Source organism: Streptomyces sp. NPDC001339 (assembly GCF_042895955.1).
Lineage (GTDB): Bacteria > Actinomycetota > Actinomycetes > Streptomycetales > Streptomycetaceae > Streptomyces.
In genome coordinates this window covers 178167-193080 of the sequence record NZ_JBIAWT010000003.1, presented here as the reverse complement: position 1 = coordinate 193080, position 14914 = coordinate 178167, and the positions used below count along the sequence as shown (strand labels likewise).

Genomic DNA, 14914 nt, shown 5'->3' with positions numbered 1-14914 from the left:
GACGCCTGACCTCGCACTGCGACCTGGAGGTCCCCGGCCGGCGCCGGACAGCCGCAGCCGGCCGGGGACCTCCTGACCGCCACACCGGCAGCAGCCGCGGAGAAGGCGCCGGGCACAGGCGACCTGGCCCAGGTCACCCTGACCAACGTCAACAACGGCCGCTCCCTCGACGTCCAGAACGGCAACCCGGACTCCGGGGCCATCGTCGTCACCAACTCCGCGCCGGGCTACAAGCAGAACTGGCATATCAACCCCGTAGGCAGCGACGGCTCCTTCAACCTGGTGAACACCGCGACCGGCAAGTGCGTCACCGCCGGGCTGCCGCTGCGGCAGCAGCCGTGCGACGGAACCGGAAGCAAGAAGTGGTACTTCCAGCCCGTCCCCGGGAACGGCGCCAAGGCGAACGCGTTCATGGTCCGTAACGCCGGAAGCAACAAGTGCCTCGACGTCGTCCTCGGCGCCACCTACAACGACGCCTGGACCCAGACGTACGGCTGCAACAACACCCGTCCCCAGCAGTGGACCCTGCCCACGCAGGCCGCCTCCGACGCGGCGTTCGCCCTCGCCGTCGACTACGCGGCGTTCCGCTGCGCGAAGGACACCTCCACCTGCTCCTGGTCGAAGGCCTCGCAGACGCCGGCCGCCCCGCTGCCGAAGCAGTGCATCTCCCCGGTCTGGTACAACGGCACCACCGAGCCCGTGCCGTGGACGTTCCCGCTGAACACCACCACCGGCTGGACCACCGAGCTCGGCTTCCAGCTGCAGACCTCCCTGCAGGGCGGCGGCGGAGAGCTCGTCCCCTTCCAGGCCACCGTCGCCCACACCGTGACCGGTTCGGTCAGCATGAACCTCCAGAAGGATCTCGGGAACTCCCTTGTGGTGACGGTCCCGCCGAAGCAGTACGGGTGGGTGGCCCTGTCGGAGCTGGCCACCAAGGTCTCCGGTGAGTGGACGTTCGATGCCAACGGCTTCCCGTGGACCGCGCAGGACACCATCACCGTCCCGCTGAAGTCCGGCGACGGCGGAGCGAGCATCTACATGGCGCAGACCAGCGACACCTTCACCGGCTGCGACAAGTAGACGCGTCGCCGCTCCTCCGACGCTCCGGGCCCGGTCGGCCCTCGCCGACCGGGCCCTCACGATCCCACCAGAGCCCGTACCGAGCGGGGTCCCGCCTCACCGGTGGTGAAGGGCCTCGCCGATGGCAGACGCGGTCTGCGCGGCCTGTGGGGAGGAGACGGCGATACGCGCGTACGGCGAGGCGGCACGGAGCTCCACGACGACCGACGGCGACGCCCGGCGCGGGCGAAGGGCGTTCAGGTCCCGACCGCCGCCGTGCCGCCACACTCCCAGACACAGCGCGCCCGGAACCACCAGCGCGCGCCCCCGGACGGGAACCCCACGCAGGGCTCGCCACCAGTCCGGCTGGACGGTCACCCGCTCCACCGCCGCCAGGGGCACCCGCGCACAGCCAGGCCTGGCGACGATCCTCTCCCACCACGCGAGACCCACCACCAGATCACCCGCGTCGACCTTCAATCGTGCCACCGGCCCGCTTCCCTTCCTCGTTCCCCCGTGGTTCCCCCTGATTCCCCGTAATTCCCGCACAGAGGGATTCGCCCATACGTTCCCCTCAGGCCTCGGCCGACCGGGACGGTTCACTCTCCAGGGGCATATGCGAGGGCCGGCTGCCGGTAGTGCACCTGCGGGATCGCCCGATGCCTGGTCTTGTGGATTCGTCACGAGCACTACCGACCCAGGAGAGCCATGCGCCCATTCCCCCCGGCAAGTTCCGCGCACGGCGAGGTGCCGGGCCGGCACCGTACGAGCAGATCCCCCTTGTCCCGCCGCGGCCGCCGCGTGTGCTGGAGCTCAGCCACCGTCCTGTTGCTGTCCTGCGTACTGGCCGGGGGCGGCGTCGCCCCGCCGGACCCCGCACCCCGGGCCCCGGGCCGCTATCCCGTGCGCGTCAGCGCCTACGTGGCCAACAGCGGATCGTCGACCGTCTCGGCCTATGACACCCGTCTGGAACGCCAGCTCGGCGACACCCATGTGGGCCACAGCCCCACCGGGGTGGGAGCGGCTCCGGACGGCGATGCGGCCTACGTCGCCAACAGCCGGTCCAACTCCGTCTCCTTCGTCAACACCGCCACCCGGATGACCAAGGCCACCGTGCCGGTCCAGCGTCGGCCCTTCGCGGCAGTGCCGACCCGGGACGGCCAGAAAGTGCTGGTGACCAACTTCGGCTCGGACACGGTTTCGATCATCAAGGTCGCGGATCACAAAGTGATCGCCACCGTGCCCGTGGGACCGCTGCCGCACAGCATCGCCACGGTGCCGGACGGACACGCGTACGTGACCGACAACGGCGGCGGCGCGGTGACCGTGCTCGACCCGACCTCGCACGCGACCCAGAACATCCCGGTGGGCGACTTCCCCAGCGGGATCAGCGCGCTGCCCTCCGGCAAGCAGGTGTTCGTCTCGAATACGGGTTCCGGCACGGTGTCGGTCATCGACACCCACACCAACAAGGTGGTGGCCAACCTGCCTGCCGGCCGGGCGCCGCTGGGAAACGCGGTCAGCCCCGACGGCAAACGCCTCTATGTCGCCGATACGGCCCGGGACTGCCTGCTGATCATCGATATCCCCGCCCGCCATATCGTCGGCCATGTGCCGGTCGGCGTGCAGCCACAAGGTGTCGCCGTCACCCCTGACGGCCGGCGGGTGTGGGTGACCAACGAGAAGTCCGACACCGTATCGGTGATCGACCCCTTCACCCAGCAGGTCCGCGCCACCCTGCCGACCGGGCACGAGCCCGAAGGAATCGCCATCACCCCGCGCTGAGCGGGTGATGCCTCTCAGGTGAGCGGGTCCGCCGCCAGCCAGGCGGCGATGGCCTGGGCGATGGGCTGGTCGGTATCGAGCTGGATGAAGCCGAACTGGCCGCCTTGGTTGCATTCGAGGAACCACCAGACCCCGTCGTGGTCCTCGGCGAAGTCGAAGGCTCCGTAGGCGAGTTGGGCGGTATCCAGGTAGGCGGCCACCGAGCGGCGGACGAGGTCGGGAACCTCGGCGGGCTTCCAGGAGGCGTTCTCCGTGAAGCGACTGTCCACCTCGTCGGGGTCGGCCTCCTTACGGGCCGCGAAGAGCCGGCCGCCGACGCTGGTCAGCCGGATGTCGGCCTGCTTGCGGACGTGCTGCTGGAGCAGGGTCGGGGCGAACGCGACCGCGGAGAAGTCGGCGTCGGGGCTGATACGGGTGGTGGGCAGCACCATGGGAGGGTCGCCGGGATGCTTCCCGGAGACGGACTTGACCACGAGGTCCTGGTACGTGGCGGCGAACCGGCGGGCCACCGCGGGGAATGAGGTGATCAGCGTGGCGGGCACGGCGAAGCCGCTCCGCTGGGCGATGTGGAGCTGCCAGGGCTTGTAGCGGGCCTGTCCGGCGGCCGCGGGGTGGTTCATCCAGCGGGCCCGGGTGGCGGTGAGCATGCCGTACAGCGCCTGCTCGGACTCCGCGGTGAGCCAGGCCGACCGGTCTTCCGCGCGGGTACCCGGTGTGCCGGGCCGGCGTACCCAAACCGACCGCAGCCCGCTCAGGCTCACCATGCGTTCGTCCGCTCTGAAGTAGCCCTGGAAGCCGCCGCCGACGTAGTCCGCCGAGAGGCTCACCCTTCCGGGGAGGTCGGCGGGGTCGAGGCGGACGACCGGGACTCCGCGGTCCTGCAGGATCGCGATGACCATGTCCGCGGTCAGGTCTTCCTCACAGGTGAGGACCAGGACGGTCATCGACGTTCAGTCGTCGAAGTGGGTCTTGGAACCGGCGGTGGAGGCGGTGGTGCCGGTGGCCAGCAGAACCGCCCGGCTGCTGGTGGCCGGTCGGCCGTCGGGCAGGACGTTGAGTTGCCGCGCGGCGTCGTAGGTGTACGGCGTGGCGGCCACCGGCTTCACCGCCGGGCGGGCGTAGCTCAACGCAAACGGTCGCATACCTTCTCCTTCAAGGCCCCGTGGTCTGTCCCCATACCGCGGTCAGGGACGGGTATTTCGTCAAACAACTTTGCACAGATGACGCAACTGTTCGGTCAATAGTTGCTGCTTTTGATCGTTTCTCGCGAATCGCTTGACGGATCCAACGCCAGAACGTTTTCCGGACGAGCGCATGCCACTTGAGCGTGAGAACAGCACTACGCCGCGTATTCCCCCGCCATTACGCGGCGATAGGGCGCACAGCAGGCTTATCGGCGCTTGTCGGCGCCCACCGGGGAGCGCGTACCTGCGGGCGCGCGCTCCTCCCCGGCGCTCCGGAACCGGCACCTGGTACGACATGGCCGGAACCGATGGTGCCACTGCCGCAGGCGCCCCGGCCATCCGTTAACCGCGGCGGTCATACACGTAGGATCAGCCTCCAACACGAGCAACTGTCACCGTCACCGCACAAAACGGAGCATCCTCCGCGGTACCGGACCAAGGTGGCAGCACAGGGGGAAGGAAGACTCGATGAACACTCCGCGTCTGCGGCACCGCCTCGCCGGAATCGCCGCCGTCACGGCCCTGGTCGGCGCGGGAGCGCTGGTCACCGCGCCGTCGGCGGCCGCCAAGGCCAACCTGCTGACCCTCGGCAAGGTCTCGCTCAGCACAACGGGCCTCCGGGCGAACGTGACGTACTCCTGCGACACCGGCATGAACCACCAGCTGGTCGCCAACGCCACCACGGTGTCCGGGCACGAGGAGTCGGTCGCCGCGGGCACCATCAAGAACGCCCAACTCGTCTGCGACTACACCGACCACAAGACGCAGATCACCCTACGCCCGGCCGTCGGCTCGCACTTCGACAAGGGCGACCAGGTGAAGGTCACCGTCTTCTACTTCGACGAGGAGGGGTTCAGCTACGCCCACCAGGAGGCCGTCTCCGTCCTGTAGTCCGCAGACGCGCCCGTACGAATGCCGCCGGGAGTACCCGGCGGCATTCGTGCGCCAGGACCAGGCGAGTGATCGGGCGAGCCGACGCCGCCAGTTGCCTTGCACCGCCAAAACGCTCGGCTCAGGCTCATCGTGTTCCGGAACGGCTCGCGAGAAGCAAGGGCAAGGAGTGTTCGTCCATGGCGGTGTGCGAAGTATGCGGCAACGACTACGAGATGGCGTTCGAGGTACGCGCGGCCGGTTCCGCGCACATCTTCGACAGCCTGGAATGTGCCGCCCAGAAGATGGCCCCGGTGTGCGAGAACTGTAACTGCCGCATCCTGGGCCATGGCCTCCAGTCGGACGGGCAGTTCTTCTGCTGCGCCCACTGCGCACGCCAGAAGGGGCATGCGCAACTCGTCGACCACGCGTGATCCCGGTCCGCCACCGCCCCCGTAGAGCTCCAACGGGGGCGGTGGCGGCCGTTTACGGCGTCACGTCATCACGCTCCATCCCTCCCAGCCCGCCGCTCACGGCCCGACCCGGCTCTGCCCTGCCCGGCCCCGCCCGCCCAGAGTTGAACATGTTCAAAAGCAGGTCTACAGTCCTTGGCGTACGAGGTTTTTGAACACGTTCAAGAAGGGGTGGGGAAATGGACCTCACTGTCGTCGCGTACGTCGTCTACCTGCTCATCAGCATCGGTCTCACCGTGTGGGTCGCGCGGACGCTCAGCCGCGCCGGGCGGATCTTCCTCTCCGATGTGCTGCATGGGAACGAGAAGCTCGCCGACGCCGTCAACCACCTGCTGGTGGTCGGCTTCTACCTCGTCAACCTCGGCTTCGTCACGCTGTATCTGCGCTCCGCCGACGCGGTGGACGACGCCCGGGGACTGGTCGAGACCCTGTCGGTGAAGCTCGGTGTCGTCCTGCTGGTCCTCGGCGTGCTGCACCTCGGCAACGTCTACGTCCTGAACAAGATCCGGCGCCGTGGGCTGATGGAGCGTGAGCAGGTGCCGCCCGTCGCGCCGACGGGCTGGACGAAGCCGGGCGGCGAGGCATGCGCACCGAGCGCGGGGGCGTGAGCGCGTTGACCGCCCTCGACGACCGGGGCCTGCGGGCCCCGGTCCCGGTCCGCCGGCTGACAGTGCTGTACGACGCCGACTGCCCGCTGTGCACCTTCGTGCGGAACTGGCTCGTACGGCAGCCACAGCTCGTACCCCTGGATCCCGTCCCGGCCGGCTCCGGGGAGGCGCAGCGGCGCTTCCCGGCACTCGACCACGCGGCGACGCTGCGCGAGATCACCGTGGTCGGGGACGCCGGGCAGGTCTACACGGGGGCGGCGGCGTGGGTGGTGTGCCTGTGGTCCCTGGCCGGGTACCGGCCGATGTCCCACCGGTTCAGCTCCTCCTCGGGCGCCCCGCTCGCGAAGGCGGCCGTACTGGCGGCCGCCAAGTACCGCGAGGCGGCCGAGCGGACCCCCGTTCCGTCCGTGTGGCGGCCCTCTCCGGCCGCGCCCGCCCCGCCCTGGGGCCTACGGGCCGACGGCCCGAACGGCGGCTGGGTGTACGACCCCGTACACGGCTGGACGACCGCCCCACCAACCGCCCCGCCGGCGTCCGCGCCGACCGCCGGACCGGATGCCTGTGCCGATGGCTGCGCCGTCCCCGATTAGGCTCGCAGCCATGGAAAAGGCGGAGAAGGCGGCGACCCCGAGCCCCGTGAAGGGCGCCCCGAAGAGCGAGCAGACCCGGACCCTGATCATGGAGACGGCGCTGCGCCTCTTCCAGGAGCGTGGTTACGACAAGACCACGATGCGGGCCGTCGCCAAGGAAGCCGGTGTCTCGGTCGGCAATGCGTACTACTACTTCGGTTCCAAGGAGCACCTGATCCAGGGGTTCTACGACCGGATCGCCGAGGAGCACCAGGCAGCCGTCGTGGAGGTGCTGGCCACGGAGAAGGACCTCGCGGCGCGGCTGCGCGGGGTCCTTCTCGCCTGGGTGGACACCGCCCAGCCGTACCACGAGTTCGCGGCGCAGTTCTTCAAGAACGCCGCCGACCCCGAGAGCCCGCTCAGCCCCTTCTCCCCCGACTCCGTCGGCCCCCGGGAAGCCGCGATCGACATACACCGGCAGGTGCTGGCCGGGTCGACCACGAAGGCCGACCCGGGACTCACCGAACCGCTGCCCCGGCTGATGTGGCTGACCCAGATGGGCCTCGTCCTCTTCTGGGTCTACGACCGCACGCCCGATTCCGCGAACACCCGCCGCCTCGCCGAGCGCGTCTCCCCGATCGTCGCACGGGCGATCGCCCTCACCCGGTTCCGGCTGCTGCGTCCGCTCGTACGGGAGCTGAACGAGCTGGTCGGCGACTTCATGCCCACGGCGGCAGGCATGGCCGCGTCGGGCCCCAAGCCCGCCCGCACCGAGCGGAAGCGGTCCTAGGGCCTGTCGTCACGCTCCCGTCCGCCGGTGCTCCTGAGCGCGTGATCACGGCGCCATCTCGTAGGAGCCGGCCAGGGCCTCCACCCGCTCCCAGACGCGCGCCGAGCGGGCCTCGTCGGCCACCGGGCGGCGGACCGCGTTCAGTGCCCACGTCTGCTGCTCCGGGGTGGCGGAGTCCTTGCCGTGCAGTTCGACGGCGTGTGCGGAGAAGTCGCGGACGAGGACGGCGAAGAGCTCGTCGAGGATGTCCTGGTCCAGTCCGGTCAGCCGCGCCTGTTCCAGGATCAGCTGGCCGTGGACGACGAGCGCGAACAGCTGGCCGACGGCGAGGAGCAGATCGAGGTCGCGGCTCTGCTTCTCGTCCGGGGCCGCGGTGGTGACGAACTCGCACAGGGCGTCGGCCTGTTCGCGGAAGCGGGCGACGTTGGGCACCGCGGCGTAGGCGTCGTAGGCGGTGCGCCAGTCGTGGAAGCGTACGGAACCCAGGCCACGGGCCGGTCCCTGCCGGAAGAGGAACGCGTCGTCGGCCGCGTCGAGGCGGGTGGGGACGGGCGGGTACTCGGCCGGGTTCAGCAGGTGGTTGCCCATGAACTTGAGGATCAGGGCGAGGTTGACGTGGACCGTGCCCTCCAGCTTCGGCAGGCCCCGGATCTCGGTGGCGGCCTGGGCGAAGTAGGTGTCCTTCTCGAAGCCCTTGGCGGCGATGACGTCCCACATCAGGTCGATGACCTTCTCGCCCTCGGTGGTCACCTTCATCTTCGTCATCGGGTTGAAGAGGAGGTAGCGGCGGTCGTCGGGGCCGGCGGAGCGGAAGTAGTCGACGGCTCGGTCGCTGAAGAGCTTCATCCCGACGAGGCGGACATAGGCGTCGGTCAGCTCGCGGCGTACGTGCGGGAAGGCGGTGACCGGGCGGCCGTAGAGGATGCGGTTCTGCGCGTGGGTGACGGCCTCGTACATCGCGTGCTCGCAGATGCCGATCGCGCCGGTGCAGAGGTTGAACTTGCCGACGTTGACGGTGTTCAGGGCGGCGTCGAAGGCGGCGCGACCGGTGTGCAGGATGTCGTCGGCCGCGACCGGGTAGTTCTCCAGACGGAACTCGCTGACGTACTTGGAGGAGTCCACGACGTTCTTCACCAGGTGGTACGCCTCGTGGCGGCTGTCGGCGGCGAAGAAGACATAGCCGTCCGGGCCCTCGACGTCGGTGCGGCGGCCGAAGACGGACACGAGCCCGGCCGCGTTGCCGTTGCCGATGTAGTACTTGGAACCGCCGGCCCGGAAGCCGCCGTTGCCGTCGGGCTCCAAGAGCATGTCGGTGGAGTAGATGTCGGCGCCGTGGGCCTTCTCGGACAGACCGAAGGCGAACACCTCGCCCTGGGAGAGGAGTTCGGCGGCGCGGGCCCGGGCGGTGGCGTTGTCGCTCTGCCAGACCGGGCCGAGGCCGAGGATGGTGACCTGCCAGGCGTACCAGTAGTCGAGTCCGTAGAAGCCGAATATCTCGTTGAGGGCGGCGATCCGGGCGGTGTCCCAGCGTTTGTCCGGCTGCCCCTCGGCGGCGGCGGACGGGGTGAGGAAGGTGGCGAACAGTCCTTCTTCGGCGGCGAACGCGAGGAAGTCCGCCAGCCAGGCGCGGGAGCGGTAGTCCTCGATGAGCCGGCGCTTGCCGCGGTTCTCGAACCAGTCGACGGTGGCGCGCAGCAGCCTGCGGGTCTCGGGGTCGAAGTGCGCCGGGTCGTAGGTGTGCGGGTGGAACAGCAGCGGGTCCGCCATGGGTGTGCGCCTTTCCGGCTCGAGGGTTGCCCCTGATCCTTCTATGCAACTTGTTGCACAGACAAGCGGCACCGCCCGGGTGAGACACGGCTCACCCGGGCGGACGGAGCACCGCGGGATCGGACAGGCGGAGCACCGCAGCGTCAGACAGGCGGAGCACCACAGGGTCAGACAGGCGGCAGCTTTCCGCTGCCGAAGAGCTTGCGCTCGTCGTGCAGGGCGAAGGGGGTGGTCCTGAGGTCCACGATCTCGATGCCGAAGATCTTCAGTTGCAGCATCAGCTCGGTCTTCAGGTCGTAGCCCGCGCTCAGCGCCCACGCCGGGGCACCGCCCCCGGTGGCCGCCGCGGCCCGTCCGGTGAGGTGGACGGAGAGATCGCCGCCGACACCCGCGGTGTCGTAGAGGAACACCTGGGCGCGCGCCCCGACGCGGGCGGTCGCGGTGGCCGCGCCCGCCACCCGGGGTGCGGCACCCTTGGTCTGCTGCTGCGCCTTGTGCAGCGGCTGCCACCCGTGCGCGCGGTCGTAGTTCGCACCGACGGCGAACGAACCGGAGGTGCGCTGGTCCGCGTCGAGCTCGATACTGCCGTCGGCGGTGAAGCGGTAGGTGAAGGTGACCTCCGTGCTGACCACGACCGGGACGGGGCCCACCCAGAAGACGTGCCGTCCGGTGACCGCCGCCAGCGGCACCGCGGTCTCCCCGGTGTCCGCCGTACCTCGCACCTTGCCGTGCACCTGCCAGGCGTAACCGTAGGAGCCGCCGAGGCCGATGGACGCGCGCTCCGGCAGCAGGTTCAGGCCGCCGCGCTTCTGGTACTGGAAGATCAGCTCGGGCCGGAACGTCACCTCGCCGGACAGCCGGGCCGGCGACTTACCGGTCGCCTCCACACCCTTCGGCAGCGGCACGTTGACCCCGAGCCGCAGGCCGGCGGGCGCCTTCGCCCTGGCCTTCGCCGCGACGGGCGACAGCGCGCCGGTGCGCGACGAGGCGAGCGAGGAGGTGTGCGCCGCGCGGGCGCCGGAGCGGGTGAGCTGGCCGTGCGCCGTACCGGAGGCGGAGGGCGACGGGCTGGGTGAACCCGCGGGCGGCGTGCTCTCCCCCTTACCGCCGGTGGCGGTTCCGGCATCGGATCCGCCGGTGTCGCCGGGCGACGGGCTCGCGCCGTCGGACGACGGACTCGCGCTGTCCGACGGCGCGGTCGGGGCGCCGTCGTCCTGGCCGCCCCCGGCGGGCGGCTGCTGCACGGTGACACCGGAAGAGAGCGGCCTGACGGTGAGTTCACCGGCCCGGAGCGCCGCCTTCTGGTCCACCTTCTGGTCGCCCAGCAGCTCAGGGAGCGTTGCGGGGACCGTGGTCACCCGGACCTCGCCGCCCTGGGACCCGGTGACCTCACCCACCTTGAACAGCGCACCCGACGGGGCGTGCCGGTTGGGCGCGGCGGCGATGACATCGCCCTTGCGTACGGATTTGCCGTCGGCCGGCTTCAGCACCGCCCGCTTGTTACGGGCGTCGTACGACGAGAGCCGGACGGGAACCGAACGGCTGGAACCGGCGGGGGCGGTGGAGGGCTTGGCAGCGACGGCACCCTCGGGGTTGGCGGCGCTCGTGCCGTCGTCCGGCGCGCTGTCCGGGTCGGCGGACCCGGTGGCCCGTATCCCGGCGGGAGTTCCGCCCGAATTGCCGGAGTCCGAGAGCAGGGCATGGGTGCCGAGGGCGGCGGGGACGAGTACGCCGACTGCGGCGGCGGGCACCGCGATACGGCGCCAGGGAACGGCCATGAAATTCCTTGCGGGTGTGGGGGTGATCCAGAGAACTGCGGGGCCGGGTACCGGGCCACGGATGGTTCCTGGCGACCGCGGAAGAGTCGTCCAGGATCGAACATCTGTAGGGGTTCGGTCGGCTTGCTCGTAGCATGGCGACGAATGATCGCTTTCGCCATGGGGAAAGACACCGAGTCGGGAGGGGATGGGTGGAGACTTCCACAACAGTGCGGGAGGCCGTCACCGCGTTGCACGCCGGAATCGACACCCTCTCCGACGAGATCGTCCGCGCTCTCCGGGCCCAACTCCCCTCCTACGCAGCGGTATCGGCCGAAGAGCTCCGGCCGCGGGTGACGGCGTCCCTGCGGAACGGGCTGTCCCTGGTGCAACGGGTGCACCGGGCGCAAGGGGGGCACCGGGCGCAAGGGGGACACCGGGCGCCATGCGGCCCCGGCGGGGGAGGCCGGCCGCCGACGGGATCCGGACAGGGCGGCGGCCGGACGTACGCCATACCGGCCGGACACCTCGACGAGGTGACGGCCCTGGCCCGCTCCCTGCCCGTCGAGGACATCATCTCCGCGTACCGGATCGGTACGGACCTCGCCTGGCGGCGCTTCGGCGAGGAGATGGCGGCCCGGCACGGTACGGCCGAGGACCTGCTGCCGATCGCCGAGGCGCTCCGCGTCTGGGTCGACACCAACACCCTGCACATCGTCCGTAGTTCCCACTCCGGCCCCCGGGCCGGAACGGTGGCGTACCACCGGCGGACCGCGCTGGTCCGCGCGCTGCTGCTCGGCGAGGCTCATGCCATGAAAACGGGCTGTGTAGGGACAAATGACATGGGAGCGGAGGGTAAAGGTACAGGAGCGGACGGCAGGGGGCCGGAGGCCGTGGCGGCGTACGGCGGGTACGACTGGAGCACCGCCCTCCGGATCCCCTTCCGCGCCCGGTTGCCCGGCACCGCCGTCCACTCCGGTGACGGCGTTCGTGGTGCCGGTGACGGCGTTGGTGGTGCCGGCGAAGGCGTTCGTGGTTCCGGCGAGGGAGTTCGTGGTTCCGGCGAGGGCGTCCTCGCCCGGGCCGTCGATCTGCTGCGCCCCTGGCTCGCCCTGGATGCCGCGGGGAAGCCCCTGGTCACGATCGTGGACGGGGACGCGGCCGGGCTGCTGGCCGGCCGCCCGGGCGGACTGTGCCGCGGACTGGTCGTGGGGCTGGGCGCCCCCGCGCCCGCGTCGGGAATCGCCGCGGAGTTCGCCCGGGCCACCCTGGCGCTCCGCGCCGCCGTCGGCTGCGGGCTCGTCGGAGCGTTCACCCATGAGGAACTGGGGCTGCGGGCCACGGTCGTGGCGATGCCGGCCGTCGGTGAACAGCTGGTACGGCTGCGCCTGGCGCCGCTGGCCGAACGGGGCGAGGACGGCGCACAGTTGGAAGAGGCGGCGGCCGCCTACCTACGGCAGGGGCTGCGCCTGGAGGCTGCCGCGCGGACCCTGTATGTGCACCCCAACACGCTGCGCAACCGGCTCCGCCGCTTCGAGGAGATCACCGGCACCAGCCTGCGCGACCCGGCCGACCTCGCGGAGATCTGGTGGGCGCTGACGCACCGCCAGGTGCACGACGACAGCCCGGCGACGAGCTGAGGTGCCGCGCTGTCCCTCATAGCCCCCGCCGCCGGCCGTTGGTGTCATCGGGTGCGGGAGTCTGCCCGGTCATGACGGCGGCATACCGGACGCGTGCCCCTCGGACCCCTCGGCCCCCCCCGAGCGCACCCCGGGCCGCGCTCATACGGGTGCCCCCGGTCCCGCACCCGCTCCACCGGCCGAGACGGGAGCCGAGTCGGGGGCCGCGTCGGGAGCCGAGTCGGGGGACGAGACGGGGGACGAGACGGGGGCCGAGTCCGCGGTGGCGAGGAACTGGGTGGCCGCCAGCTCGGCATAGAGCGGGTCGGCGGCCACGAGTTCCTGGTGCGTGCCGACGGCTCGCACCCGGCCCGCCTCCATGACGACGATGCGGTCGGCCATGGTGACCGTGGACAGCCGGTGGGCGACGACGAGGACGGTGGTGGTGCGGGCGACGTCGGCGACGGTCTCGCGCAGGGCCGCTTCATTGACGGCGTCGAGCTGGCTGGTGGCCTCGTCCAGCAGGAGCAGGCGCGGGCGGCGCAGCAGGGCGCGGGCGATGGCGACCCGCTGACGTTCGCCACCGGAAAGCTTGGTACCGCGATGGCCGACGAGGGTGTCCAGGCCCTCGGGAAGGCGGGCGACGAGCCCGTCGAGGCGGGTGGTCTTCAGTACGCGGCGCAGTTCGGTGGCATCGGCGTCCGGGTTGCCGAGCAGGAGGTTGTCGCGCAGGGTGCCCGACAGGACGGGGGCGTCCTGTTCGACGTAGCCGATGGCCGAGCGGAGGAGGGATATGTCCCAGTCGGCGAGGTCGCGGCCATCGAGTGTGATGCGCCCCGAAGTCGGGTCGTAGAACCGCTCGATGAGGGCGAAGAGGGTGGTCTTGCCCGCGCCGGACGGGCCGACGAAGGCCGTCATACCGCAGGCGGGGACGGTGAAGCTCACTCCGTGATGGACGTGCGGGAGGTCGTCGCCATAGCGGAAGCAGACGTCGTCGAAGGCGAGCGCGGCGGGTTCGGCGGCCGGCTCGGGCAGCGGGACGGGCTCCGTCGGCGGCTCGGCGGGCAGCCGCAGCGCTTCCTGAATGCGGGCCAGTGCGGCCGCCCCGGTCTGGTACTGGGTGATGGCGGTGACGACCTGCTGGATCGGCGACATGAGGTAGAAGACGTAGAGGAGGAAGGCGACCAGCGTGCCGATGTCGATGGCGCCCGTCGCGACCCGGGCACCGCCCACCGCGAGCACCGTGATGAAGGCGATCTGCATCGACAGCCCGGCCGTGTTCCCGGCCAGCGCCGACCACTTGGCGGCCCGTACGCTCTGCCGCCAGGAATCCGCGGCAGCGCTGTGGAGGGTCTGCTCCTCGCGGTGCTCGGCGCCGGAAGCCTTGACCGTACGCAGCGCGCCGAGGGTGCGCTCCAGTGAGGCGCCCATCGCCCCGACCGCCTCCTGGGCGTGCCGGGCGGCCTTGGTGATACGGGGCACGATCATGCCGATCACCATGCCCGCGCCCACGATGACACCGACGGTGACGAGGAGCAGCACCGGATCGACCAGGCCCATCATCACCAGCGTCGCGACGAGCGTGAGCCCGCCGGTGCCGAGGCCGACCAGTGAGTCGGTGGTGACCTCGCTCAGGAGGGTGGTGTCGGAGGTGATCCGCGCCATCAGGTCGCCGGGCTCGCTGCGGTCCAGCGCGGTGATGCGCAGCCGCAGCAGATACGACGCCAGGGCGCGCCGCGCTCCGAGCACGACGGACTCGGCGGTGCGCTGGAGCACGTACGCGCCCAGCGCGCCGAGCGCGGCGTTGGCGATGACCAGTGCGGACATCCCCAGCAGCGGCCCGGCGACGGATCTGTCATGGGAGAGGCCGTCGATGAGCGCACTGGCCACCAGCGGCAGGGCGAGACCGGTCGCCCCGGTGACCAGCGACAGCAGGGCTCCGGCCAGCAGGGTCCGGCGGTGCGGTCGTACGTAGCCGAGGAGCAGCCGCCAGGTGGAACGGGAGGACGGGCCCGCGGGTGGAGCGGCGGACGCGCGCGGGGCGGCATCCGCGGGCGAGGGTGCGTCTGCGGGCGAGGTGGGCGAGGTTGCGTCTGCGGTGGTGGACAAGGGCGCTCCTCGGAACGGTCGAGTACCAGGGGGCGGGGCTGCCAGGGGGACTGCCGGGGGCCGGGACTGCCAGGGGCCGGGGCTGCCCCCGGACCGCACCGGACCACAAACGGACCACATCGGACAGCAACGGACAGCAACAGGCCGTCCGGCAACAGGCCTTTCAACGGACGATGCCGAACGCGTCGGAGCGGAAAGGGCGTTGGACGCCGCACGGGTCAATCGAGCATTTCCCGATGGTATGCCCGCTACGCAGGAACATGGCATTCCGCACCACAAAAGGCCTGGCCCACCGCAGGTCAGCCGTCAGACAATCGCCGACAC

The 14914-nt window shown here is 70.8% G+C and carries 14 protein-coding genes; 8 read left to right on the top strand and 6 right to left on the bottom strand.

From position 1 onward, the window contains the following. Nucleotides 1-72 precede the first annotated feature (72 nt). Entirely contained in the window at nucleotides 73-1080 is a 1008-nt protein-coding gene (locus tag ACFY12_RS09915) for an RICIN domain-containing protein (protein ID WP_390715693.1), read from the top strand. A 96-nt stretch (nucleotides 1081-1176) separates the two neighbouring features. Here ACFY12_RS09915 and ACFY12_RS09910 read toward each other — a convergent pair whose 3' ends face one another. Beyond that, the gene (locus tag ACFY12_RS09910) at nucleotides 1177-1548 is read right to left on the bottom strand and encodes a hypothetical protein (RefSeq protein WP_390715266.1); all 372 of its coding nucleotides are present in this window, start codon (nucleotides 1546-1548) and stop codon (nucleotides 1177-1179) included. Between the two features lie 219 nt (nucleotides 1549-1767). Here ACFY12_RS09910 and ACFY12_RS09905 point away from each other — a divergent pair, with 219 nt between their 5' ends. Then, entirely contained in the window at nucleotides 1768-2844 is a 1077-nt protein-coding gene (locus ACFY12_RS09905) for a beta-propeller fold lactonase family protein (RefSeq protein ID WP_390715265.1), read from the top strand. 14 nt (nucleotides 2845-2858) lie between these two features. On the opposite strand, the gene tgmB is transcribed toward ACFY12_RS09905, so the two are convergent. After that, on the bottom strand, nucleotides 2859-3788 hold the full coding sequence (gene tgmB, locus ACFY12_RS09900) for an ATP-grasp ribosomal peptide maturase (protein ID WP_390715264.1): 930 nt from the start codon (nucleotides 3786-3788) through the stop codon (nucleotides 2859-2861). Between the two features lie 6 nt (nucleotides 3789-3794). Then, complete coding sequence (gene tgmA, locus ACFY12_RS09895) at nucleotides 3795-3986, bottom strand: putative ATP-grasp-modified RiPP (protein ID WP_390715263.1); 192 nt, start codon at nucleotides 3984-3986, stop codon at nucleotides 3795-3797. A gap of 510 nt (nucleotides 3987-4496) precedes the next feature. Between tgmA and ACFY12_RS09890 the strand changes: the two genes are divergently transcribed. The 5 genes from ACFY12_RS09890 (at nucleotide 4497) to ACFY12_RS09870 (ending at nucleotide 7338) form a co-directional block, all read left to right on the top strand. Next, nucleotides 4497-4919, top strand: coding sequence for a hypothetical protein (locus ACFY12_RS09890; protein ID WP_390715262.1), 423 nt, complete (start codon nucleotides 4497-4499; stop codon nucleotides 4917-4919). A 179-nt stretch (nucleotides 4920-5098) separates the two neighbouring features. After that, entirely contained in the window at nucleotides 5099-5332 is a 234-nt protein-coding gene (locus ACFY12_RS09885; RefSeq protein ID WP_390715261.1) for a hypothetical protein, read from the top strand. Nucleotides 5333-5550: 218 nt separating this feature from the next. Beyond that, nucleotides 5551-5979 (top strand): hypothetical protein, encoded by a 429-nt coding sequence (locus ACFY12_RS09880; RefSeq protein WP_390715260.1) that lies wholly within the window; start codon nucleotides 5551-5553, stop codon nucleotides 5977-5979. Then, complete coding sequence (locus ACFY12_RS09875; protein ID WP_390715259.1) at nucleotides 5955-6569, top strand: thiol-disulfide oxidoreductase DCC family protein; 615 nt, start codon at nucleotides 5955-5957, stop codon at nucleotides 6567-6569. The genes ACFY12_RS09880 and ACFY12_RS09875 overlap by 25 nt, the downstream gene beginning before the upstream one ends. 10 nt (nucleotides 6570-6579) lie before the next feature. Then, nucleotides 6580-7338, top strand: coding sequence for a TetR/AcrR family transcriptional regulator (locus tag ACFY12_RS09870; protein WP_390715258.1), 759 nt, complete (start codon nucleotides 6580-6582; stop codon nucleotides 7336-7338). Between the two features lie 45 nt (nucleotides 7339-7383). Here the strand turns inward: ACFY12_RS09870 and ACFY12_RS09865 are convergent, their stop codons facing one another. Both ACFY12_RS09865 and ACFY12_RS09860 read right to left on the bottom strand, forming a co-directional pair. Continuing rightward, nucleotides 7384-9105 carry an acyl-CoA dehydrogenase family protein gene (locus ACFY12_RS09865; protein WP_390715257.1) on the bottom strand — a complete coding sequence of 574 codons (1722 nt, stop codon included), beginning with the start codon at nucleotides 9103-9105 and terminating at the stop codon, nucleotides 7384-7386. Between the two features lie 167 nt (nucleotides 9106-9272). Beyond that, nucleotides 9273-10883, bottom strand: a complete 1611-nt coding sequence (locus tag ACFY12_RS09860) for a hypothetical protein (protein WP_390715256.1) — start codon at nucleotides 10881-10883, stop codon at nucleotides 9273-9275. Between the two features lie 191 nt (nucleotides 10884-11074). On the opposite strand from ACFY12_RS09860, the gene ACFY12_RS09855 reads away from it, so the two are divergent. After that, nucleotides 11075-12502 (top strand): PucR family transcriptional regulator, encoded by a 1428-nt coding sequence (locus tag ACFY12_RS09855; RefSeq protein ID WP_390715255.1) that lies wholly within the window; start codon nucleotides 11075-11077, stop codon nucleotides 12500-12502. A gap of 141 nt (nucleotides 12503-12643) precedes the next feature. Here ACFY12_RS09855 and ACFY12_RS09850 read toward each other — a convergent pair whose 3' ends face one another. Next, nucleotides 12644-14710, bottom strand: coding sequence for an ABC transporter ATP-binding protein (locus tag ACFY12_RS09850; protein WP_390715254.1), 2067 nt, complete (start codon nucleotides 14708-14710; stop codon nucleotides 12644-12646). Between the last annotated feature and the right edge of the window lie 204 nt (nucleotides 14711-14914).

Excerpts from the sequence above, each read along its gene's own strand:
- ACFY12_RS09905 (WP_390715265.1), top strand. The coding sequence starts at position 1,768 with ATGCGCCCATTCCCCCCGGCAAGTTCCGCGCACGGCGAGGTGCCGGGC.
- tgmB (WP_390715264.1), bottom strand. The coding sequence starts at position 3,788 with ATGACCGTCCTGGTCCTCACCTGTGAGGAAGACCTGACCGCGGACATG.
- tgmA (WP_390715263.1), bottom strand. The coding sequence starts at position 3,986 with ATGCGACCGTTTGCGTTGAGCTACGCCCGCCCGGCGGTGAAGCCGGTG.
- ACFY12_RS09890 (WP_390715262.1), top strand. The coding sequence starts at position 4,497 with ATGAACACTCCGCGTCTGCGGCACCGCCTCGCCGGAATCGCCGCCGTC.
- ACFY12_RS09885 (WP_390715261.1), top strand. The coding sequence starts at position 5,099 with ATGGCGGTGTGCGAAGTATGCGGCAACGACTACGAGATGGCGTTCGAG.
- ACFY12_RS09880 (WP_390715260.1), top strand. The coding sequence starts at position 5,551 with ATGGACCTCACTGTCGTCGCGTACGTCGTCTACCTGCTCATCAGCATC.
- ACFY12_RS09875 (WP_390715259.1), top strand. The coding sequence starts at position 5,955 with ATGCGCACCGAGCGCGGGGGCGTGAGCGCGTTGACCGCCCTCGACGAC.
- ACFY12_RS09870 (WP_390715258.1), top strand. The coding sequence starts at position 6,580 with ATGGAAAAGGCGGAGAAGGCGGCGACCCCGAGCCCCGTGAAGGGCGCC.
- ACFY12_RS09865 (WP_390715257.1), bottom strand. The coding sequence starts at position 9,105 with ATGGCGGACCCGCTGCTGTTCCACCCGCACACCTACGACCCGGCGCAC.
- ACFY12_RS09860 (WP_390715256.1), bottom strand. The coding sequence starts at position 10,883 with ATGGCCGTTCCCTGGCGCCGTATCGCGGTGCCCGCCGCCGCAGTCGGC.
- ACFY12_RS09850 (WP_390715254.1), bottom strand. The coding sequence starts at position 14,710 with ATGTGGTCCGTTTGTGGTCCGGTGCGGTCCGGGGGCAGCCCCGGCCCC.